General features: G+C 52.9%; 19 protein-coding genes. 1 reads left to right on the top strand and 18 read right to left on the bottom strand.

The window, feature by feature from the left end; all coding sequences use genetic code 11:
• Window positions 1-112: 112 nt before the first annotated feature.
• The 18 genes from M891_RS0114255 to M891_RS0114340 form a co-directional block, all read right to left on the bottom strand.
• Entirely contained in the window at window positions 113-2,182 is a 2,070-nt protein-coding gene (locus M891_RS0114255; RefSeq protein WP_028539319.1) for a molybdopterin-containing oxidoreductase family protein, read from the bottom strand.
• Between the two features lie 661 nt (window positions 2,183-2,843).
• A complete protein-coding gene (locus tag M891_RS0114260; RefSeq protein WP_028539320.1) occupies window positions 2,844-3,677 on the bottom strand; it encodes a formate/nitrite transporter family protein in 834 nt (277 codons plus the stop codon).
• A gap of 221 nt (window positions 3,678-3,898) precedes the next feature.
• On the bottom strand, window positions 3,899-4,498 hold the full coding sequence (locus tag M891_RS0114265) for a TetR family transcriptional regulator (RefSeq protein ID WP_028539321.1): 600 nt from the start codon (window positions 4,496-4,498) through the stop codon (window positions 3,899-3,901).
• A 92-nt stretch (window positions 4,499-4,590) separates the two neighbouring features.
• Window positions 4,591-5,337, bottom strand: a complete 747-nt coding sequence (locus M891_RS0114270; protein WP_028539322.1) for an SDR family oxidoreductase — start codon at window positions 5,335-5,337, stop codon at window positions 4,591-4,593.
• Window positions 5,338-5,384: 47 nt separating this feature from the next.
• Window positions 5,385-6,308, bottom strand: coding sequence for an SDR family oxidoreductase (locus M891_RS0114275; protein WP_036700573.1), 924 nt, complete (start codon window positions 6,306-6,308; stop codon window positions 5,385-5,387).
• 193 nt (window positions 6,309-6,501) lie between these two features.
• Window positions 6,502-7,863 (bottom strand): FAD-dependent oxidoreductase, encoded by a 1,362-nt coding sequence (locus M891_RS0114280; RefSeq protein ID WP_028539324.1) that lies wholly within the window; start codon window positions 7,861-7,863, stop codon window positions 6,502-6,504.
• A gap of 448 nt (window positions 7,864-8,311) precedes the next feature.
• Window positions 8,312-9,115: a hypothetical protein gene (locus M891_RS0114285; protein WP_028539325.1), complete on the bottom strand. Its 804-nt coding sequence runs from the start codon at window positions 9,113-9,115 to the stop codon at window positions 8,312-8,314.
• 14 nt (window positions 9,116-9,129) lie between these two features.
• The gene (locus M891_RS0114290) at window positions 9,130-9,999 is read right to left on the bottom strand and encodes an ABC transporter ATP-binding protein (RefSeq protein WP_028539326.1); all 870 of its coding nucleotides are present in this window, start codon (window positions 9,997-9,999) and stop codon (window positions 9,130-9,132) included.
• 240 nt (window positions 10,000-10,239) lie between these two features.
• Window positions 10,240-11,136 carry a M15 family metallopeptidase gene (locus tag M891_RS0114295; RefSeq protein ID WP_028539327.1) on the bottom strand — a complete coding sequence of 299 codons (897 nt, stop codon included), beginning with the start codon at window positions 11,134-11,136 and terminating at the stop codon, window positions 10,240-10,242.
• Window positions 11,137-11,253: 117 nt separating this feature from the next.
• Window positions 11,254-12,693, bottom strand: a complete 1,440-nt coding sequence (locus M891_RS0114300; protein WP_028539328.1) for a DEAD/DEAH box helicase — start codon at window positions 12,691-12,693, stop codon at window positions 11,254-11,256.
• 45 nt (window positions 12,694-12,738) lie between these two features.
• On the bottom strand, window positions 12,739-14,409 hold the full coding sequence (locus M891_RS0114305; RefSeq protein ID WP_028539329.1) for an ABC1 kinase family protein: 1,671 nt from the start codon (window positions 14,407-14,409) through the stop codon (window positions 12,739-12,741).
• A gap of 4 nt (window positions 14,410-14,413) precedes the next feature.
• On the bottom strand, window positions 14,414-14,722 hold the full coding sequence (locus M891_RS0114310) for a phasin family protein (RefSeq protein WP_016314215.1): 309 nt from the start codon (window positions 14,720-14,722) through the stop codon (window positions 14,414-14,416).
• A 55-nt stretch (window positions 14,723-14,777) separates the two neighbouring features.
• Entirely contained in the window at window positions 14,778-15,635 is an 858-nt protein-coding gene (locus tag M891_RS0114315) for a uroporphyrinogen-III synthase (RefSeq protein WP_016314216.1), read from the bottom strand.
• Between the two features lie 87 nt (window positions 15,636-15,722).
• Window positions 15,723-16,799 carry a GerAB/ArcD/ProY family transporter gene (locus M891_RS0114320; protein WP_028539330.1) on the bottom strand — a complete coding sequence of 359 codons (1,077 nt, stop codon included), beginning with the start codon at window positions 16,797-16,799 and terminating at the stop codon, window positions 15,723-15,725.
• A gap of 32 nt (window positions 16,800-16,831) precedes the next feature.
• Window positions 16,832-17,059 carry a hypothetical protein gene (locus M891_RS0114325; RefSeq protein WP_028539331.1) on the bottom strand — a complete coding sequence of 76 codons (228 nt, stop codon included), beginning with the start codon at window positions 17,057-17,059 and terminating at the stop codon, window positions 16,832-16,834.
• A complete protein-coding gene (locus M891_RS0114330; RefSeq protein WP_198032037.1) occupies window positions 17,052-18,257 on the bottom strand; it encodes a Ger(x)C family spore germination protein in 1,206 nt (401 codons plus the stop codon). The genes M891_RS0114325 and M891_RS0114330 overlap by 8 nt, the downstream gene beginning before the upstream one ends.
• A gap of 5 nt (window positions 18,258-18,262) precedes the next feature.
• Window positions 18,263-19,786, bottom strand: coding sequence for a spore germination protein (locus M891_RS0114335; protein WP_028539333.1), 1,524 nt, complete (start codon window positions 19,784-19,786; stop codon window positions 18,263-18,265).
• A gap of 124 nt (window positions 19,787-19,910) precedes the next feature.
• Entirely contained in the window at window positions 19,911-21,164 is a 1,254-nt protein-coding gene (locus tag M891_RS0114340; protein ID WP_028539334.1) for a methyl-accepting chemotaxis protein, read from the bottom strand.
• A gap of 710 nt (window positions 21,165-21,874) precedes the next feature.
• On the opposite strand from M891_RS0114340, the gene M891_RS0114345 reads away from it, so the two are divergent.
• A partial coding sequence (locus M891_RS0114345) for a transposase (protein WP_028539335.1) occupies window positions 21,875-22,281 on the top strand: 407 nt, incomplete at its 3' end.

A 22,281-nucleotide genomic window follows, 5' to 3' on the forward strand; every position in this document is an offset into this window, starting at 1 on the left:
GGAGGGCCACCAGGGCCCCCACTCTTAATTCAAATGGATCGGCAAATCTTGCTTGTATTACGCCCAGATTATATTAGTATCGCCTAAAAGCGTGACTCAGGCAAGTACATTTCTAGCGGCGTTTGACATCCACCACGGTGGAGAAGAACACTGCGCCTCCGCCCATATCGGCTATCCGGTCTGGAGTTAAGGCGTTGGCGCGCGTGCGCTTCCCGTCCTCCTGCTGCCACCACAGCCCTTGGCTGACGACTGTGCCCGGCAGCATCTTGTCGGTGACGGACGCCGTAACGTCATAACTGCCGCGATCATTCCACACTGTAACTTCGTCCCCATCGGCAATCCCGCGTGCAGCGGCATCATCCGGATGAATTTGCAGCACCGGGCCTTTCTCCAGCGCCTTCAGCTTCTCGACATTCCCAAACGTCGAGTTGAGGAAGTTGTGGTTTGGCGGAGAGATGAACATCAGCGGATACGGCGTGTCCTTGCCGGGACGACGCTCTCCATCATAGCCTTCCACCAACGGCACATACGTTGGCAACGGCGGCAAGCCTGCCCGCTCCATTGTGGCGGAGTACAGCTCGATCTTCCGCGACGGAGTCGGCAAATGGTCGAGCCAGGTTTGCTGCGGTTCCATGTTCAGCTTCACGAACCGTTGCTCCTTCAGTTTCTCCAGCGTCACGCCTTCCAGATACGGATTATGCTTGAAATCCAAAGCCTGCCGGATCATATCCTCTTCCGTATCGCGGAACGCATCGTCGTCAAAGCCCATCGCAGCCGCCAACAGCTTAAACGTCTCGACGTTGCTTTTGCTTTCTCCCTGAGGAGCGATCACCGGCTCTTGAAGCTGGATATAATGATGCCAATACGAACCGTACAAGTCTGTATTCTCAAAAGAAGACGTCGCCGGCAGCACAATATCCGCATATTTCGTCGTATCGGTCAAAAAGAGATCATGCACCACGGTGAACAAGTCCTCCCGGAGAAGGCCTTGCTCCACCTTCCCTGTATCCGGGGCAACCACCGCCGGATTGGAGCAATAAACATACAAAGCGCGGATCGGCGGATCCAGCGTCAACAAGACGTCGCCCAGCTGGTTCATGCTGACCGTACGCGCACCCGGGTTGGGCCGCAGATCAGGACGCTCAAGCGCCGTCGCGTTCATTTTGCCGTAAGCGCCGTTGGACTTGAAGGCGCCGCCGCCCGGCACTAGCCATTGGCCGGTTAACGCCGGCAGGCAGCTAATCGTGCGGACCGTCATCCCGCCATTGTCGTGATGCTGCAGGCCGTTGCCAATATGAATGTAGGCGGGCGAAGTTTCGCCGTACAGAACGGCCAGCTTAATGATCGACTCGGCCGGTACGCCGGTGATCGCCGCCACACGCTCCGGCGTGTACTGCTTCACGTGCTCACGCAGCTCGGTGTGACCAACCGTATAGCGTTCCAAGAACGCTTCGTTCACCAGGCCGCGCTCGAACAGCACGTGCATCATACCGAGCGCCAGGGCTGCATCCGTACCCGGATACAGCGGAATGAACCAGTCGGCCCGCTGTCCTGTCCGGTTGCGGTGCACGTCGATGACGACGAGCTGGGCGCCTTGTTTGCGGGCTTTCTCGATCAGGGCAATCTGGTGCATATTCGTGCTGACGAGATTGCCGCCCCACACGATGATCAGCTTCGCCTTGACCGTCTCTTCCGGGCTCGTCCCGCCGCCGAATCCCATCGTATATCTCCATCCCGCATTACCTGCGGAATTGCAAATGCCTTGTTGCAGCCGCGTCGCGCCCAAACGATTAAAGAACCGCCGATCCATTCCATCAACGCTCAAGATCCCCATATTGGCGTAAAAACTATACGGCAGGATCGACTCTGACCCATACTCCCGGATCAATCCCTTATAACGATCCGCGATCTCTTGGATCGCTTCATCCCAGGTGATGCGTTCAAACTTCCCTTCCCCTTTGCGTCCAACGCGTTTCAGGGGATACAGCACTCGTTCGGGATGGTAGACCCGCTCCGCCATATTGCGGACCTTATTGCAGATCGCGCCTTGCGTAATCGGGTGATCGGGATTGCCCGTCACCTTGACGATTTTCCCATTCTCTTTATGAAGCAGTAAGCCGCATGTATCGGGACAATCCAGCGGACACACCGCAGGAAACACCCCGTTAGGTTCATGGATCATGTTCCACCCCTCCTGTCTGTAGCCTATTGTAAGAATAAACCACCCCGGCGTAAAGCCCAAGCGGGAATTTCCTTATGGCGGGAGTATGTTGCGCGCACCTCATTTCACGATTATCCCTTTCGCTCAGGTTTCTGAGTTTGATTAGAAATCTATTTGGGGGCAGCATCCAAACTTGATTGGGTAACCCTCTTTCGTGTGGTATCCCTTTGGTACAGTATTTATTTTAATCAGGTATTCCCTTTGTTCAGATAATCATTCTTTATGAAGTGAAGGGTAGCTATTCATAGGAAGGTCGTTTGATTAGAGTTAATGAGATGAATGTAAATGGAGGAAGGATGAGAACCCCCAGCCTATCGTCGATTGGCTAATGGGGGAGAGCGAATTAGCTATAAATCGAGGCACTGTTTTTTCTCCTAACGAATCTCTTAACGAATTTTTCTGATTCATCGGGATAATGGTGTAAAGAGTGGCTCCAACAAACAGCAAACCCAGTCAAGGGCCAAACACGCTAAACAAGCCAAGAGCAATTTAAGAAGCCAAGCCAGTCCAAGTCAATCCAAGCAAGGCCAAGCCGGCCAATTAATCCCAGCCGAGCTGAGCCGGGCCGTGCTCAACCCAACCCAGCCCAGCCCAACCTCAACCCAACTGAAGCCCATTCGGATTATCCGTGATGTTTCGCCGCCTCAGAGGACGCAGCCAACCCGGCAGCCGTTGCATCCTTGGACCCTTTATCCTTCAGAAAAGCAGCCCAATACGCCGAAGCCACGAAGATAGCCCCACCGGTTAAATTCCCCAGCCATACCGGTACAAAGTTACTCAAATATTCGCCCCAAGAGTAATATCCTTCAAAAATCGCCGCAGGAATCAGGAACATATTCGCAACAACGTGCTGGAAGCCAATCGCAACAAAGGCCATGGTTGGGAACCAAATGCCTAAGATTTTACCGCTCATATTATCTGCGCCATAGGAGAGCCATACCGCCAAAGCAACCAACCAGTTGCAACCGATCCCGGACACGAATGCTTGCAGGAAGCTGTCGTCCAGCTTATGACCAGCCATATCGACCAGCTTCTCAAGATAAGGCCCGCTGGCCGTCAAACCAACCACGTGTCCAAAAAAGTAAGCAACAAACAAAGCGCCTACGAAATTGCTTAACGTGATGAGGACGAGATTTTTGCACAGATCTCCAGTGGAAATTCGCCCCGCCATCCGTGCCAACGGCACCGCCATCATATTACCGGTCAACAACTCCCCGCCCGCCAGCAGCACTAGAATCAAGCCGATAGGGAATACCGCAGCCCCGATAAAATTAGCGATACTGCCCCATTCCGCCGGGGCGCTGCTGATCACGCGAATATCAAGAAGGAAGCCAAGCGCGATAAACGCCCCTCCCAAAAAACCAAGAATCAATACGGTAAGCAGTGGATAATGTGCTTTTTTGACGCCATATTCTACGGATACTTCGGCAATTTGTGCAGGTTTAGAATAAGCCATGATCCTGTCTCCTTTTATATGTCATTTCTAAACGACACTTCACAGGTCATTCGTCGTTTGAAGTCGTGTTCATTGTAGCGTGTGAATGGACCTTGAAAAAATAACATAGATCACGTTAGCGTTTTCACAAATTAGGGATTTCCCTAATGATCACAAAATCACAAAAGACCCCTTCCAGAGCAATCCCGGAAAGGGTCTTTAACCTGCACGTGAGCGCGTAATTATTTGGATGGTGCGGCGATCCCGCCCAAGATTAACTGCCATACCGCATCAAAATCTGCGTCAATCCGCTCATTCGTCCATTGGCGGAAGTGTGCGGGATGATGGAAATGCAGGAACGCCAGGAAGATGGCTCTTGATGCTTCCTTCGGCTCCAACGCTTTAAACTCTCCCGCACGGATGCCGCCCTCAAAAATCGTGTGAATCTGTCCGATCAAGTGATCAATATGAGCTTCGATGATCTCCGCGGCTGCTTCAGTTACAGCGGCATACATGGCAAACATCTCTGGGTCTTCGCTGGCATAGGTTCGCTTGCAGCCAATTAACGTCTTCAGCCACAGCTTCAAGCGCTCCGTATAACTTCCGTCTGTGCCGTTCGCAATATCTGCTAGAGGGGCGGCAATGCTTCGCGTTAACCAACGTTCCGTCACCGCTTCGCGAAGCGCGGCCTTGCTGGAAAAATGCCGGTACAACGTGCCATGACTTACTTGCAGCGCACGCGCCACATCCAGCACGGAGGTTTTATCCGGTCCGAAGCGCCTTAGCACCTGCTCTGCGGTATCCATAATTTGTTCTTTGCTTAAAGGCAACTCGTTGCTCATTTCACCCGTCCTCCTCCCCGTTTTTTCCCCACTATATCAAAATCGCATCCAAATGACAATGATACGATTCTGTCAATTGTGAACAGCTATCATCAGATGAAGCCGCCGTTAACGCGAAGGGTTTGCCCGGTAACCCAACCGGATTCCGGCCCTGCCAGGAACAGGACGACGCTCGTAATATCCTCTGGCTCCGCCAATCGTCCGAAGGCATTGGTGTTGCCGACGGCTTTGATTTGCTCCGGTGTTTTTCCGACAGTAAACAGTTCTGTATTCACCGGTCCTGGGCCAACCGCATTGATCGTAATGCCCAACGGTCCAAGCTCCTTCGCCAGCTGCCGTGTGATCTGCTCTACAGCTCCCTTGCTGGCTGCATAAGAGCTGTAAGTAGGGAACATTTGACCGGTGACGGATGTCGAGAAGTTGATAATACGGCCCCCTGCCTCCATATAATCCACAGCTTTCTGAATCGCGAAAAAGGTTCCCTTCACGTTAATCGCAAATTGCCGGTCGAAATCCTCTTCCGTGATATCTTTCAGCGGCTTCGTAACCATGACCCCCGCGTTATTGATCAGAATATCGAGACGTCCAAAGGTTTCCTTCGTCTTCTGGAACAGCTTCTCCAATTCAGCCAGCTTGCTGACATCGGCTTGAATCGCGACAGCCTCCCCGCCCTCAGCTTGAATCCCCTTCACTACGGCCTCTGCTTTCTCAGGGCTGCTGGCGTAGTTTACAACGACTTTGGCCCCGCGGCGTGCCAATTCCTCTGCGATCGTTTTCCCCATCCCTCTAGATGCACCTGTTACCAAAGCGACTTTTCCATTCAACAATTGTTCGGTCATTTTAATTTCCTCCTAAATGATAGTGTGATGAAATTTGAACAGATTTATTAGTTTTGAGCGTTTTGTGCGGTTTTGACATGCAACAACTCTCCAAAGCCCAGGCGGTTAATGAAATTCTCCTGCGCCTGACGGGCTGCCTCGTTAACCTCTTCAACGCCTGCATTGGTGAAGTCCACGACGCTGCGGAACGGGCGTGTTCCCGCCGGCATCGCAAGAATGCGAGCAATTTCTTCGCCAACCGCTCTAGGATGGGCATCGACCCCTGGTACAAATAGACTCGACGTAGCTTCTTCATTACGCTCTACCAACGGGTCCAGCTCGGCATAAGCCTTACTCCGTTCTACATCGCTTGCCCGGCTGGCATTCGGGAAATGGTCGGTTCCCTCAGTAAACGGACCTGGCATGACGATCGTCGTTTCGATGCCATATTGCCCTACTTCGTAGGCGGTGACCTGAGCAATTGCATCACCGGCGAACTTGGAGGCTACGTAAGGGCCCATGAATGGTGGAGCAACTACCGTCGTTGTGCTGCCGACATAAATAAGAGTTCCCGAACGACGCTCTCGCATATGCGGGAGTACAGCCCGGTTCACCCGTTGGATTCCGAGGGCGTTCACGTCAAACAGATGATGGATATCCTCTGGGGTAAACGCCTCAACGTAGCCAACCACTAAATGACCTGCGTTATGCACGACGACGTCCAGTTTGCCGGCCTCCTCAAGAATCGTTGCGACGGCAGCTTCAGCTGAAGCATCGGATTGCACGTCGAGTTCCACAACTCGAAGGTCCAGCCCATGGCTTCTTCCATATTCCAGAAGCTCCTCGGCACGGACAGCATTGCGGCCTCCGATGTTCCGCATGCTGGCATATACCGTGTGTCCGGCCTCGGCCAAAGACCGAGCCGTCAAATTTCCGATTCCAGTGGATGCGCCTGTGACGAGAACTACTTGATCCTTCGTTTCATTTTTCATTTTGATCATCTCCTCCATTTGATGGCTTGATTATATACCGAACATATATCAGATATCAAGTATCAATTTTTTATTTTTGTCATTTGTTTTTTTGGCTATAGGGTTCCAATCAAATAAAAAAGCCGATTCCTCAAGGGTTTATGCCCTTTTCGAATCGGCTTATTTCGATATGAAACTTGTTGATGTTCTTGTATTAAGCGTGAACCGTATCCCGCTTCGGAACTTCCGGCAACACCTGTAAGCCTGCACTGTTCAAGAAATTCCACGGTTTGTTGTAATGAGGTTGGAAGAAGAAATCAACGAAAGCGAGCTCTTCCATTTTCATTCCATTTTGGATGCACACCGAAATCGTGTTGATCGACTGAGTCAAGTCTACTTTCGACATGATTTGTGCGCCCAAAATCCGGCGAGTATTTTTCTCGTAGACTACCTTCAGCAGGACCGGCTCATGGGTTGGCATAAATTCCGGGCGGTAGTTGTCTGTGATCAGCACCGCCTCTGCATCCAAACCGGCGTCCTTGGCCGCTGCTTCTGTTAATCCGGTTCCGGCGATATTATCCTCATAGATTTTAATACCCGAAGTGCCTTGGGTCCCCATATACTTCACGGTTGGTGCAACCAGATTCCGTGCGACCAGCGTCCCCATGCGGACGGCGTTGGTGGCCAGCGGGATATAAGCATGCTTGCCTGTCGGGTTATAGTAGACGGCGCAGCTGTCACCTGCCGCATACACATCCGGCTTCGAGGTGCGCATATATTCATCCACGATGATCGCGCCATTGTCCAGCATATCAACCTGACCTTTTAACAGCTCGGTGTTAGGACGGAACCCAATGCACATAATCACCAGGTCGGCAGCGTATGTGCCTTTATCGGTAATCACTTGCGCGACTTTGCCATTCTCGCCTTCAAAGCGTGTGACTTTTTGGCCTAATGCCAGCTCAATGCCATGGTCGCGGAGCGATTGTTCGATCTTGTCCGTGTACTCCGCATCAAGGTACTTGCTCAAAATGCGCTCCTCCGCATCGATCAACGTAACGTGCTTTCCATTAAGCTGGAACGCTTCAACCAGCTCCACCCCGATGTAACCTGCACCGACAACAACGATGTTGCTGGCTTGTTTTGCTTTTTCGATGATGGTGTTGGAGTGGTTAAAGTTCTTCGAGAGCAAAATATTCTCCAGATCACTGCCCTCAAACTTCGGTACGATCGGCCACGACCCCGTCGTAACAATCAGCTTGTCGAACCGATCTTCAAACACTTCGCCGGTCTCCAGGTTGCGGGCTTGAAGGACTTTCGCGTCCGTATCCACCGATACGACTTCATGCCGCATCTTTGTATTTACACCCAGCTCAGCCAATTGCTGCGGCGAGGAATAAAACAGCCCCTGAGGATCTTTCACCATCCCTCCCACATAGAGGGCAATGCCGCACGACAAGAACGAGATATTGTCGTTCCGTTCATATACGGTAATTTCCGCCTCTGGGTAAAGTTGGGCCGTATTAACGATGGCTGCCGTGCCTGCGTGTGTACATCCGATAACTGCTACTTTCATGATTTCTTCCTCCTCCATAATCCATGCTGTTTGTTGGTGTATAGTAAACGTCATAACTTGTGAAAACTGTCACTTATGAGTTTGAATTATTGTGATTTTTTTCACTTCATGCTTCTTATTATAGTGTGACTTTTTTCACATTACAAGAGGAAAAAGAAAGAAATTTTAAATTCTGAATTTAAAATGTCCGAAAGCCTAGCTATAATCCCTTCTCGCACGCCTCTTTTGCACGATGATCCCTTTGATTCAGTTTGGGGGAGCCCTTATCAGATTTCCCTTTGATTTGGGATCTTAAGCTGGAAGATTGAGGGGTCGAAAAAGAAAAGCACTTGGAACCCCGAAGCCTCTTCAGGATTGCCAAGTGCTTATTATTTTCGCAAGTGCGTATCGCGTATGTAGAAAGAAACCAGCGTCCGCGTGCATCTCTCCTTCAGCGGCAACCGCCTCTTTATTGCGCTTGAGCCGCAGCAAGCTGCTGACGGATCTCTTCATATTTGGCCTCCCGCTCCGACTTGGAGAGCTTGGGACACCCGTAACAGTATCCAATTCCGGTGTCCGTCCGATAGGCCAAGCAACAGGTTGGTTTCATCGGAGATTTCTCACCTGGCCGATAAGGATCATCCAGCAGCACTTCCTTGACCCGATACGGATTGCGCTTTAAGCCAAACACCTCAGCTGGAAGCTCCTTCACGCCCTCATACTCCTCCAGGAGTTGAGAACGTGAGTCTTCTTCCTCCAGACGCCCCGCGATGGCATGGACATAATATTGCACACCTAGAGGCAACTGTCCCCATAACTGAGCAACCGGCAGCTTGGAGACGGCCGCCATATTTTCCATGACAGGTCGCAGCACTTCCCCGTAAAAACGAGTTAGCTCCAGTGTCTGCCAGGAATGACGGTCAATGGTCGGCCAAGGCTGTTCTGCTTTATCGTTTAGCACAAAATAAACCCAAGGAAATCCGTTCACCATCACGAGTTGCAGGGTCAGATTATCAAGCGAAAAATGGAGCTTGCCGGAGGTCACCGACACCATATAGTGCAGCGCCGCACACACGACTCGCCAGCTCGAAGCAAAATAGGTGGCGGATACTTGAAGATCAAGCCCCTTAATCTTCTCCTGGTAGATTTCCAAAAAAGCCACCAGCTGCCCTCGATCCAACAGCCGCTCAGCAGGCATCGTGAAGAAAGCATCCGTCCGCTGCTCTGTAACAATCGCCAATTGCTGCTCCAGCAGCTGATAATTGATGTTCATCTTGGGTTCCCCCACTACAGGAACGAGACGACTTTGGGCGAAGCCTCTTCCTGTCCATCATTTTTGCCCTTGCGTACTTGTACTTTGCCTTCAGCTGCAGCCCGGTACAGCTCATAAGGGAGGCACAGCGGCACACCGCTCCGCGGATCGGTTACGATATCCGCCTCGATCCCGAACACATCGCGCAGCACTTTGGAGGTCACGACCTCTTCCGGTGTACCGGAAGCGACAGCCTGGCCTTGCTTAATCGCGATCATATAATGTGCGTAACGAGCAGCATGATTCAAATCATGGACAACCATCACAATCGTCCGGTTGGATGTGGCATTCAGCTCCTCCAGCAATTGAAGCACTTCCAGCTGATGGGCCATATCTAGGAACGTCGTAGGTTCGTCGAGGAACAGGATATCCGTCTCCTGCGCCAGCGCCATGGCAATCCAGGCCCGCTGCCGCTGACCGCCGGACAGATGCTCTAAGGCCCGGTCACTGAACTCGGTCATGCGGGTGGCTTCGATCGCCCACTCGACAATTTTCCGGTCTTCGGCCTTCAGACCTCCGAACCCTTTCTGATGTGGAAAACGCCCGTACGACACAAGCTCATAAACCGTTAATCCTTCCGGGGCGGTTGGGTTCTGCGGCAGAATCGCCAGTTGCTTGGCTACCTCCCGCGTCGACTGCTTATGGATCGATTTGCCGTTCAGCAGCACGCTGCCGGACTTCGGCTGAAGGATCCGAGCCATCGTTTTCAGGACCGTTGATTTACCAGAGCCGTTCGCGCCAACCAACGCCGTGATTTTCCCCTCGGGAATCGAAATATTTAAGTCTTCGACGATCAGACGATCCTCATAGGCAATGTCTAGATGCGAAGTTTTTAAGGAGACCATGGCACCCATCCTTTCCGTGTCCAACTGAATAAACCCACCAATGTATCATTGTTAAAAGAGTCTATCGCACGACTTCATCTTAGATTCATAAAAACTTCATCTTCTTAAAGATACTGATAATCATTATCAGGTGTCAACTGTTAATTTTATTCGCTTTCTTCGTTGGAGGCAAAAACAAAAAAAAGACGCCCGCAGGCGTCTTTCCCGGATAAGCTCACGCTCTCCAAAGATCTAATGAAATCATTGACCAGATACCGGTATGGCATCATAATATTCTTCCAACGTAATACCGCGTTTACCAATGTCAGCTGCAATTTCTTTTCCTACATAACGCAGGTGCCATGGCTCATATTTGTAACCGGTAATGTCTTCCTTCCCTTCCGGATAACGAATGATAAATCCGTACTCGGTGGCATGATCCGCCAGCCAGGCCGCTTCCTTCGTGTCACCAAAGCAGCTTTCCGCTGCACATTTGCCATCGCTGCCCGAAACGTCGATGGCCAGCCCAGTCTCATGCTCGCTGTGGCCCGGAACCGCGCTGTACGTCTTCGCAACTTCCTCGCCGTCCTTCTCCACGTAACGGTTAAACAGCGCCGTTTGGGTCTTATGTGAACGGTACGCCGACACGCCAGCCAGGTAGATCCCGTCTTTCTCGGCTCCAGCGAACAGCTCCTCAAGCGCCTTCGCCGCCTCTTTGCGCATCATGCGTTTTTCGATTTTTTCTTTGAACGTAAACCGAACGTCGGGATACACCAGATCCTTCGGCTCGTAATCATCCGGCAAAGCAAATTGCTTGTTAATCAGCACCGCCACACTGTACGGATCCGACATCGCCGCGCGGTCCCCTCCGCTGCTGTCGCTGGAACCATCAGGAGCTTGTGTTGAATCGCTGGAATCCCCATTGCCGGTACTGCCATCGTTTGTTGCGTTATTGCCTTCTGTAGCTTGATCGTCCGCGGTGCTGGTGTCGTTGGCAGCATTGTTCCCTGCCCCGTTATTGGCGCCGACAGCCGTGTTCGTGCTGTTCTCTGCTGGTGTCTGCGGAGCGTTGGCTGCTTGTTTGCCGCAACCTGCAATTAGGACCGCTGTTAACAACAGGGCCATCGCCGCAGTCACCACGCCTTTCTTGTTGTTCATCCTGGTTCCTCCCCTGTACGGGGCCTGGATTGATGTCTCCCAGGCACCTTATGTGTTTTCTACTATTCTTTAACGGATGGAGCCGTTAAAAGTTACTTGGTAAATCGAGGGCGCCGGCTACCGCCCCCGGCGCCCTCGTCCCCCGCCGCGGCTGTTCTGCCCGCGGCGGCCTTGCCCTTGCGCGCGCGAGGCGCCCCCGGCGGAGCCGCGCTGAGCGCGCGCGCTGTCGCCGCGGCGGTTGCCCGCGCCGCGGCCCTCTTTGGCCGGCGCCCCTGGGCTGCCGGCCGAGCGGCCCCGCCCGCCGGCCGCATCGCTGCGGCGGCTGGCCGGGCGCTGTGCGCCGCCGCGCTCATCGCGGCTGCGGCGGCCCGGGCCGCCCTCGCCCGCGCCGGTGCGGCGGGCGGCGGCTTGTTGCTCGGCGCCCGTTCCGGCGGCGCCGCTCTTCTCGTATCGCTGCCGCTCTAACTTGCGGCCGATGCCCCGCTCGATCAGACGCAGCGCCTCCATATCCTTCGGCGCCGCGAAGGTCACGGCCACGCCCTTCTCCCCGGCGCGGCCGGTCCGCCCGATGCGGTGGATGTAGCTGTCCACATCGTGCGGAATATCGTAATTGAAGACGTGGGTGACCCCTTCCACGTCGATGCCGCGCGCGGCAACGTCCGTCGCGACCAGCAGCTCCAGCTTCGCGCTGCGGAACGCGCGCATGACCTGCTCGCGCTTCGCCTGCGACAGATCGCCGTGCAGCTCGTCCGACTGGAAGCCCGCGGCTTGCAATGCTTCATTCAACGTACTCGCCCGGCGCTTCGTGCGGCAAAAGATCACGGCCAGATACGGACGCTGGCTGCGGATCGATTCGATCAGCGCGCTCTGCTTGGTGCGGTCCGTGCATTCCACCAGGATCTGTCGGATGCTGTCCAGCGTCACGCGCGAGGTTTCGGCGATCTGGATGTCGCGCGGCTTGTCCATATACGTTTTCGCCAAGCGCTTCACATTGCCCGGCATCGTTGCCGAGAACAACATCGTTTGGCGGCTGCGCGGCACGAGCGACAGAATCTCCTCCACCTCCGCCAGGAAGCCCATATGCAGCATTTGATCCGCTTCATCGAGCACCAAGTAGCGAACGGCTCCCAGCGTCAGCGAGCCCCGCCGCAAATGATCCAGCAGCCGGCCCGGCGTGCCGATGACCAGCTGCGCGCCGTTCTTCAGCTTGCGCAGCTGCCGCTCCACGTCCTGACCGCCGTAAGCAGCCAGGACGGAGAGACCTTCAATGGCCTCCGCAAGCTTGCGAGCCTCCGCCGTAATTTGAATCGCCAGCTCCCGCGTCGGGGTAATGATCAACGCCTGCGCCTCAGGGCGTTCCGGGCGAATCTTTTCCAAAATCGGCAGCAGAAACGCCAGCGTCTTGCCTGTACCGGTCTGCGCCTGCACGATTGCGTCCTCGCCCGATTGCAGCACTGGGATCGCTGCCGCCTGCACCGGCGTCGGGTTCACGATACCTTGTCCCTGCAGCTTGCGGACCAGGAGGGGCGATACATTTAAACTTTCAAAAGTTGTCAATAGGTTTCACCTCATCTTCTTCAGCTTCCCTATTGTAACACATCCTCAAAATCTACCCGAACGGAAGATGGAGTAAAGCAGCCACAGGAACATCAGCGTCGCGACCACAAAGCCGATTTCGATTGCCGGAATATTCCAAAGTAAAGTCGGCATCCGCGAAAGGGAAGAGCCGATGATGAGGCCAACCATAATGATGCTGAAAGCCAGCAATACAATGCTAAACGACAAACGGTTGCTGATTTGGTCCAGCTTACGAAGCAGCTGCTCCATCTCCGGAACGTTCATGTCCATCTTCAGCTTGCCGCGAGCTAGCGCGCTCGACAGTTTGCGGACCTGCTGCGGAAGATCCACGATTGAATCCGTCAGCTCGGCAGCTTCGTCAATCAGCTTCTTGCCAATTCGTCGCGGAGCATATTTGTCACGCATCAGCTTGCGTCCAAAAGGCTCCGCTAAATCCAAAATGCGGAGGTCCGGATCGAGTGCCAGCGCCACCCCTTCAACAGTGAGCAGCGCTTTGCCTAGCAGCAAAAGGTCAGCGGGCAACACGACTTGATGCTTCTGGGCCGTTGCAAATAGATCCTGCAATGCTTGACCGATTTGGATTTCCGCAAACGGGATATCGTAGTACCGTTCACGCAGCCGATCCAGATCCATACGTAGTCCGGTCGTATCCGCATCGTCTCCGATGAGGCCCATGCGCAGGATCGCTCGCACCATCCCCTCCGTACTGCGCCGCATTAAGGCGATCACCAGCGAGGACAGGTGATCTTTCATCTCCTGGCTGAGCCGCCCAATCATACCGAAGTCGATGAAGGCGAGCTCCCCTTTGTTGGTCACCAGCAGGTTGCCAGGATGGGGATCTGCATGGAAAAACCCTCCCTCAAAAATTTGCTTCAGCAGCGCATTCACCAACCGCTCCGCTAACTCCTTACGGTTGTACCCCAGCGCATCAATCGCCAGCAAGCGGTTGAGGTGCTCCCCCTCTATGAATTCCATGGTTAACACGCGGGAGGTCGTGAGCGGCCAATGGACTTCCGGAATATAGATCCCCTCATCCGCCGTGAATTGCCGGCGAATTCGTTCCATGTTCCGGCCTTCGAAGCCGTAATCCAGCTCCGCACGAATCGAACGGGCGAACTCCTCAACCATTTGGGGGAGTTGATATCGGGATACCCAGGACCAGCGTTTGTTCGCCAGCGTCGTCAGATGCTGCAGGATGTCGAGATCCGTCTCGATGACCGGGGCGATGCCGGGCCGTTGGACTTTGATCGCAACCGGTTCTCCTGTAATTAGGCGGGCCCGGTGCACCTGGCCAATCGAAGCTGCCGCGAGCGGTGTCTCGTCGAAGCTCTGGAACAGTCCCGCCAGCGGCTGGTCCAGCTCCGCCTCCAAAATAGCGCGGGCCTCCGCCGCCGGAAACGGCGCCACCTGGTCCTGGAGCTTGATGAGCTCTTGGATGATCGCCTCCGGCAGCAAATCCGAGCGTGTGCTGGCCAACTGTCCGACCTTCACGAAGGTCGGACCCAGCTCCTCCAGCACGAGCCGAATTCGCTCGGCCAGGGTCCGCGAATTCCGCTCGCCGGTGTGCCGCCGCCGCGAGGGCAAGCGGATCAGCCGAGCCAAACCGATCTCCTCGGCCAAATAGCCAAAGCCATGGCGCCCAAGCGCCATGGCGATTTCACGATAACGGCCGGTATGTCGAACGAAGCTGCTCATTGCTTTAAGGCTGCTGCAGCTCGGCGAGCTGAATTTCCAGCTCCGCTACCCGCCGTGTCAACTCCTCTACCTCTTTTGCCGTGGCCAAGCCCATGTTCTGCAACGCGGACCGAACCTGCTCATTCACCAACTCCTTGAACTTGCTTTGTTCCTCGGAACCGCGTTCAATCAGCTTCTCCACCAGCTGTTTCGATTCGGAAGGGGCCAGCTCTCCGCGTTTCACCAAATCATCGACGATACTTTCGACCTTCTCCTTACTCATGATCGTCAAACCCCAACCCAGCGAAATCGCTTTTTTCAGTAAATCGCTCATTGCCCATCATCCTTTCATTTGAGGTTTGTAGTACCTATACCTATCATTACCCAATTTAAGCGCGTTGTTCATCCCCGCCGCTGGGAGCTGCAAAGAGCGGTTCAGCTTCCCCCGCATAATAGCGGGCTAACTCCACCATCATGCTGCCCATCCGTTCTTCCTTGGGGGCCAGCACCCGGGGCACCCCTGCCTCGTACAGTCCGGCTGCCGTTACTTTGCCCACCGCCACCGCGAGTACTGGACCTTTCAGCGCCTCCAGCAAAGCGTCAAGTTGTCCTTGGCGCGCTGCGTGCTCCATCAGAAAGCGCACCTGCGGTCCGCTTGTAAACGTCACTGCATCAATTTCTCCAGCCAAAATATCGCTTAACAACTTCTCTAACTCCGCTTCAGGAGGTGCAATATGCTTGTAGGGCAGCAACTGGCGGCAACTCGCCCCTTGCTCCTCTAACCACGCAACCAATCGGGGCGCTGGGTCGCCGTGCAGCTGCAACAGCACACTCGCTCCGCGCAATTCATGTTGCGCTAACCCGCGAATGAGGCCCTCTGTGCTGCCGTCATCGTCGCGGACGATCGGGGTCAATCCCCGCTTTTTCAGCGCATTCACCGTCTTGTAGCCCCGAGCGGCAATGTTCTCTTCTTGAAGGCGCTCCAGCAATTGATCGGCAACCCCCATCTCCTGAGCCATATCGAACAGCGCATCCAACCCCATGCCCGTCGTAAAAATCGACCAATCCGGCGGATGCTCCACCCAATCGACAATGCCGCTTCGTAACGCCTGATCGTCGAGCAACACGGTCCCCTGTGCCGGACGGTACAGCGGGATGCCCCCCATGTTCTCAACCAGCTTGCCTAGTTCCTCTGCCCGACGGGGTCCAGTTAATGCAACTCTTTTCCCTTCCAGTCTCCGTGCCATCGTATACCTCCCAGGTTTATCCTATTAACTACCTTCAGCTTATACGACGGAGAAAGTGAAGTAAATTGCCATTTCGGCGATTGGCCGTTATCCTGCCTTCGGTTCCGGTTTATTTCCGCGTGGTCGCAGCATAACAAAGAACAGGATCGGAATGACAAGGTAGAAGGTAATGGCGATCAGAGGAAGCACGAAGTTAAAGTGAAACAGCTGCAGTGCATTTTTAAAGAACCAGATGGAGCAAGCAAAAGCCAGTGCGCCAGCGGGAGCCGTCATGAGCCGACCCGACAGCTTGGGGACGACAATTTGCAAGGTGTAGCACAGCACATAAAGATCGAACGCAATTTTGCTTAAGGCCATGGGGTACCAGAAAGCCAGGAGCAGCAAATCGAAACGGTCGATAAAATCGGTGATCTGAATTTGACGGATCAGCTCGTAACCAGGATGAATCAATCTTTCGACCAAAGGAATCCCCAACACCATCTGCGTTAACAGCAACAGCACCATCATCAAGACAGTCCCTATGGCCAAGCTGACGTAGCCTGCAATAGCCTTGTAGTATTTACCCGAAATCACGAGCGGAAGCACCAGAACTTCCGCCTGATAGGGGAAGACAAACCAAGCTCCCTCTGTAATCCCTGTCCAATCCATTGAAAAATAAGGTATCAGGTATGTGGGGTGTAGATCCCGCAGTAATACCAAAACCACAAAAAGCATAGAGGCGATAAAAATCGGTGCGTAAATTTCGCTGAGACCCAGAAAAGCCCGAATGCCCCCCTGACTGATGTAAACTGCCGTTGCGGTTACCATCAATCCGAGAATCGGGACCGGTGTCCGATTAAGCAACACCGTATTGGTAAAATCCGAGATAATTCGGATATCTCTTGCGCAAATAAACAGGAGAAACAAGAGGTAGATGACCAGCAGAACTCTTCCAAAAATCGGAAACCTCCCAGCCAACGCCTGCAGCAAATTGCGGTCTGAGAATCGCTTCAGCGTCGTGGCGACCAACCACAACGACAGAAGGCAAATCAGCCCGCTGATGATATAGCTGATAACAGCGTGCTGGTGAGCCGCTTGAGTCGCTAACGTGTACGTGTGCAGATACGAAATCGATCCGATGTACAGGACACCAAGCAGAGTGATTTGCCGTTTGGTTATTTTCATGACAGGCACACTCCTCCATATTCGGTAGGGTATCAATGATGATGATCAAAGGGGACCAACGACTGTAACACCCGTCCCAGCCACTCTGTGGGATAGAACACTTGAGAGGACCAGGTCACATAGATCAGAATTCCGAAAGCAACGACCATCACTGAACCAAACGCCCATCGGCTCAGTACTCCTCCTTCCCGAAGTGACCCCCAGTCCCGCCAGCAGCTGAAAACAATCAACAGCAGCAATCCTATGTAGGAACTAGTCATTCTTGAGAAGCTCCTCCTTTATTCCCAGCGAGTCGATTAATTCGCCGCTATTCTCCAGATGAACCTTTGTACGGACGCGAACCTCGACCTCCGGCAGCAGATCACGCCAGCGATACTTAATTTTGTTCCATTCTTCAGGGTACTTTCTGATCAGAGCGGTGCTAAATCCATAAATATCCGCTCGGTGCTTTTGGAACGTTTCTTGAATCACAGCCTGGATCTCCTTATCCAGTAACGCATTGGCATGCTTCTCCAGCGAGATCATCATCGTATGTTCGAAACTTTGCCAGGTCGTATTTTCCAAGATTAATCCGGTCGCCTCGATCTCCAAGTCGAAGGAGATGCGCTCATCTTTCAGATGAGGCTGAACTTTCCTATGGATTTGGTTTAATACGATCGTCGCCGATTCTTGGGGTTGATGTTCGCCTAGCACTACCGTGATTTTAGGATTCAAAGCTTGCCCCATCGCGATCAGCGCCATGGGCGTTTGCTTATCGGTCAAATAACCTGAGAGCTTGTCACCATGAAAAACACCTAATCCATCCAATTTAACTAAGCTTTGCCCATTCGCGACCTTTTCGGGAACACTGAGTGTTGTCACCATGACTGGAAGTGCAATATCACTTCCTTCGGTTAGCAGGGCATTGGCCAGGCTTTGGATGGAGATCGGCTCTTGCATCGACGACTTGGCCAACTCGCGAATCATTTCCGAAGGGGATTGCTCAATCGGGGCATCAATATCCAACAATTTATACCCTGGCCCTCGGCTAAGTACAATGTAAGTCGTTAGCCGATTTTGCGGAAACCGAGCCCAGATGTCAATTGACTCGGATATCCCCGATTTGGCGAACTCTTCCCCAAGAATCGTAACCCTCCGGTGTGAGAAGTTGATCACCCGCGACAAACTGTCTTGTACCTTTTTGTTGGCCTGATATGCCGTAGGCGCTGTTTGGGAAACCAGCAGGTAAGTTTTGTTCCCGGACGTACCGCCGCCGCCCCCTTGGCTGCCTGCGCCCCCAAGCGAGCTTGGCAAAGCGATTTGTGTAGTTGACCGAATTTGTCCCTGATCCATATCCGTCGCAGATGCCAAAACAAAGGCGACATCATTCACTTCAATGCGATCCCAGCAGCCCGTCAGCAGGCAGGGAAGCAAGACGAACACGCTAATCGTTCGAACTAGGGCTAGACTTGCTTTCACGAACGTCACCATCCTTCATTGGAATCACTCCCCAATGGACGGGATTTTCCGATTCGACGAACGTTCCCTCGGGTTGCGTCCGAAGGCCGGTTCTTCATCTTCCAGATCGGCACCCTGCTGAAAATATCCTTCATATCTCTTGGTTCATATGGGGCTACCCCCTTCATGTAAGGCACGCCAAACGATTTTAACTGCGTCAGGTGAACGACGATCCAAATGGCGCCGATGACGATGCCAAATAATCCGAAGGCGCTGGCCAGCAGCATAATCGGAAAACGCAGCATTCGAACCGTCACCGCAAGACTAAAACGTGGAATCGTAAAAGAGGCGATCCCGGTCAGTGAAACGACGATAACCATCGGCGCGGACACGATACCGGCCTGGACGGCAGCTTGCCCAATGACCAGCGCCCCCAGAATGCTGACCGCCTGCCCAACCGTTTTGGGCAGGCGAATGCCGGCCTCCCGCAGCGCTTCAAAAGAAATTTCCATAATAAACGCCTCCACCAAAGCGGGGAATGGAATGGCTTCCCGGGAGGCAGCGATACTTAAGATTAAAGTCGAAGGCAGCATATCCTGATGGAATGTCGTGACCGCGATGTACAAGCTGGGCAGAAACAGGGCCAGAAACAAGAAAAAAATCCGAATCCAGCGAATCATATTGCTGATGAAAAAGCGTTCGTAATAATCCTCGCTGGCCTGCAGAAGCTGCCACAACGTCACAGGAGCGATCAGCACAAACGGCGTGCCGTCTACAAAGATAGCGATCCTTCCTTCCAACAGCTGCGCTGCAACGGAGTCTGGCCGTTCAGAATATTGCATCTGCGGAAACGGGGACGAAGGATTATCCTCAATCCATTCCTCGATGTATCCGGATTCCAGAATCCCATCGATATCGATGCTTTCGAGGCGGTCTTTTACGTCGGCAATCAGCGAATCTTCGGCCACGCCCTCGAGATAGGCAATCGCGACGTCCGTCTTGGTCATCGTACCGATCACCATGTCGATTAACTTCAGCTTCTCCGATTTGATTTTAAATCGGATCAAGGCGGTGTTGATCCGGAGCGACTCCGTGAAGCCTTCACGCGGACCGCGGATCACCGCTTCGGTCTGCGGCTCCTGAACGCTCCGCCGCGAGCCGCCCTTGACGCTGAACAGCAACACCTCGTTCATGCCCTCAACGAAAATAGCCACGTTTGCTGTTAATACTCCATTTATCACCGTTGGCCAGTCGGTAGCAGCCTCTGCTTGGCTTAATGATATTCTCGTAAGCGATAATGGATAGATGTCCCCATTCGCGTGCGGGTACTTGGCTAGTCCCTCGATCAATGGACGAAGGATATGCTGCTGAACGTCCTCAACTTTAGCGATCCCTTCAATGTATACCAACAAACCGCGGATATCTTCGGTGAGTTGAAGCTCGCGGTAGATGACGTCGGAACAGTCCTGGAATACGTTTTTTACTTGCTTGATATTTTCCGTTAAATCTCGGCTGATTCGATTCTCTTGTTTTCGTTCCTTGGTCTTCATGGGAACAACTCCTTGCTGGTCCGCCGATTCATGGTGATATGATGTAGAATGTACCATTTTGGAAAATGTATGTAGACAAAAAAAGCCCTCCGGACCAATACCGGAGAGCAATGCAGTTGATGAATCAGATTTTACGATCCATCTGGAACTTGTCCACTTTGGCTTTTAATTGTTCAGCAATTTGAGCCAGCTGGGCAGCAGAAGAGGTAATTTCCTCAACGGAAGCAAGCTGCTCCTCCGCAGCGGCGGAAATTGTTTGGGTTTTGCTGGCGAGTTCCTGGGATATCTGACGATCCCCTTGAATGGCATCTTTGGCAAATGCCGTACCGGAAGCCACCTCTTTAACACTTGTAACGAGGCCTTCCATCTTGTCTGCAGCACTGCGAACCGCTTTGCGAATCCGCGAGAACGAGCGGCCCGAGGTATCAACAGCGAGAATTCCTTCATGAACGCCCTGCTTGGCCTCCTCCATGGAGACGACCGCGCGTTCGACTTCCGCCTGCACGCTGCTGATCAGCTCCGCGATTTGCTTGGCCGATTGCTCGGAACCTTCCGCCAGTTTGCGCACCTCTGAAGCCACCACGGCAAACCCGCGGCCTTCCTCACCAGCCCGCGCCGCTTCGATTGAAGCGTTTAGCGCCAGCAGGTTCGTCTGCTGGGCAATACCTGTAATCACTTCGATAATCCCGCCGATATTGGCCGTATGCTCGCCTAACGTTTGGATGACCTCACCCAATTCATCGACGGTTTGCTGAATTCGTTCCATCTTCTCCACAACGCTCAGCACGGAAGTATTCCCTTCCTCTGCTGCGGCAGTCGTCTTCTCCATCGTCTCCGTAAGGTTAACGATTTGCTCCGACATTTGGCTCGCCTGACGAGACATCTCACCCATGTTTTGGGCACCGGCTTCCAGTTCAGACAACTGCCGTTCGCTGCCGGCTGCAATCTCCTGAAGGGCACCATTAACTTGTCCGATCGTGTCCGCCGTTTGCTTCGCACCGGTAGACAGTCGTTCGGACGTAGTCACGACTTGGTTCGTTATATCGCGGATGCCGGTGATGATCCCCCGAAGATGGTCGACCATCCGTTGATATTGGTTCGCCATAGCGCCAATCTCATCCGTCCGGTTTAAATAGTCCAAGCGCCGGGTCAAATCCCCTTCACTTATCCGCTTGGCTGTTTCCGTCAAGCGTTCCAGCGGGACAGCAATCATGCGAATGAGTACGATGGCTGCTACAATCGCAAGCACAATAGAGATGCCCGTAATGAGATACCAGGTTGATCCGACCCCGCCGTTGATAATCAGAGCTAGAATGCAAGGAACCACTGCCAACAGAATGGGTATCAATAATAGTGCTAACCTAACGCGTTTTTGCATTCATGACCTTCCTTTTCTTACATAATAAATAAGCTATTATACTAGATTATACTCGTTGAACCATGTCTTGAATATAGATGCAAAAAAAAGCAAAATATATTCTGACAGCTGCTGCCCGTTGCTCACCGTGTTTTGCCGACTGTCTGCTCCCCGCCCAAATGCCTCAGTCCCCCATGATCTCTGTTAACTCACCGCCCCGTATGGTCTTTCGCGCACTTCTTTTTATGATTATCCCTTTCGTTCAGAAATAGAGAGATCGAGTTTTTCAACGTCTCTTTCAACGTCTTTTTCCACATCTCTGTTCGAATCTATTTCCGCACCTCTTTTACACGATTATCCCCTTTACTCAGAACTGTGGAGATTTGGATAGGGATTTCTGGGATTTGTGGGATTTCTGGATCTTCTGGATCTTCTGGAGCTTCTGGAGCTTCTAGATCTCTAAATTTTCTTGAACTTCTAAATTTCTAAACCTCCTGATTCTCTTAGTTTTTTTGTTTTCTGCTTCTTTTGCCACCTCTTTGCACCATTATCCCTTTTGTTCAGTCTAGAGGAACTCAATAGACGGCGTTGTAGGTTACTGGAATCTGATCATTTCTATTATTTATGGAATTTTTTTCTTGATATCAGAACGCGTGTTTGGTATAATGTAGAAAAGAGAACATATGTACGTATCCTTTGGGTTTAGGAAAATGAAATTGGAGGGATCGGACATGGAGTTTGGTATGAATACGGAGCTGTTTCAAACTGTCAGCAGCCGCTTTCAAAGCGAGGCAGATTGCATAGAGGCGATTATTGCGATGAAGTGGCCAAATGGCTTCGTTTGCCCGCGTTGCGCTTATACCGAGTACACTCGTCTATCCTCTCGTCATCTACCTTTGTTTGAATGTGGAAAATGCGGCTATCAAGCTTCTCCTTTGGTCGGTACGATTTTTGAAAGAACGCATCTGCCCCTGGTGAAGTGGTTTCGTGCCCTCGAGTTGTTCCTGCTTCCCGATGGCATCTCAGCGCTGCGGTTGAGCCAGGTCATTGAAGTGACCTACAAGACCGCCTGGCTCATGCTGCACAAAATCCGTCATACCCTCGGCGAATGCGATGCCCAGGAACTGCTCTCTGGAGA

Origin of the sequence: Paenibacillus sp. J14 (assembly GCF_000518465.1) — a bacterium.
GTDB lineage: Bacteria > Bacillota > Bacilli > Paenibacillales > Paenibacillaceae > Fontibacillus > Fontibacillus barengoltzii.

Bases quoted from the DNA above. Each gene is read 5' to 3' on its own strand.
- M891_RS0114290 (WP_028539326.1), bottom strand. From the start codon at position 9,999: ATGGTCTCCTTAAAAACTTCGCATCTAGACATTGCCTATGAGGATCGT.
- M891_RS0114260 (WP_028539320.1), bottom strand. From the start codon at position 3,677: ATGGCTTATTCTAAACCTGCACAAATTGCCGAAGTATCCGTAGAATAT.
- M891_RS0114315 (WP_016314216.1), bottom strand. From the start codon at position 15,635: ATGGCACGGAGACTGGAAGGGAAAAGAGTTGCATTAACTGGACCCCGT.
- M891_RS0114295 (WP_028539327.1), bottom strand. From the start codon at position 11,136: ATGAACAACAAGAAAGGCGTGGTGACTGCGGCGATGGCCCTGTTGTTA.
- M891_RS0114275 (WP_036700573.1), bottom strand. From the start codon at position 6,308: ATGAAAAATGAAACGAAGGATCAAGTAGTTCTCGTCACAGGCGCATCC.
- M891_RS0114280 (WP_028539324.1), bottom strand. From the start codon at position 7,863: ATGAAAGTAGCAGTTATCGGATGTACACACGCAGGCACGGCAGCCATC.
- M891_RS0114265 (WP_028539321.1), bottom strand. From the start codon at position 4,498: ATGAGCAACGAGTTGCCTTTAAGCAAAGAACAAATTATGGATACCGCA.
- M891_RS0114285 (WP_028539325.1), bottom strand. From the start codon at position 9,115: ATGAACATCAATTATCAGCTGCTGGAGCAGCAATTGGCGATTGTTACA.
- M891_RS0114335 (WP_028539333.1), bottom strand. From the start codon at position 19,786: ATGAAGACCAAGGAACGAAAACAAGAGAATCGAATCAGCCGAGATTTA.
- M891_RS0114255 (WP_028539319.1), bottom strand. From the start codon at position 2,182: ATGATCCATGAACCTAACGGGGTGTTTCCTGCGGTGTGTCCGCTGGAT.
- M891_RS0114310 (WP_016314215.1), bottom strand. From the start codon at position 14,722: ATGAGCGATTTACTGAAAAAAGCGATTTCGCTGGGTTGGGGTTTGACG.
- M891_RS0114320 (WP_028539330.1), bottom strand. From the start codon at position 16,799: ATGAAAATAACCAAACGGCAAATCACTCTGCTTGGTGTCCTGTACATC.
- M891_RS0114325 (WP_028539331.1), bottom strand. From the start codon at position 17,059: ATGACTAGTTCCTACATAGGATTGCTGCTGTTGATTGTTTTCAGCTGC.
- M891_RS0114305 (WP_028539329.1), bottom strand. From the start codon at position 14,409: ATGAGCAGCTTCGTTCGACATACCGGCCGTTATCGTGAAATCGCCATG.
- M891_RS0114340 (WP_028539334.1), bottom strand. From the start codon at position 21,164: ATGCAAAAACGCGTTAGGTTAGCACTATTATTGATACCCATTCTGTTG.
- M891_RS0114270 (WP_028539322.1), bottom strand. From the start codon at position 5,337: ATGACCGAACAATTGTTGAATGGAAAAGTCGCTTTGGTAACAGGTGCA.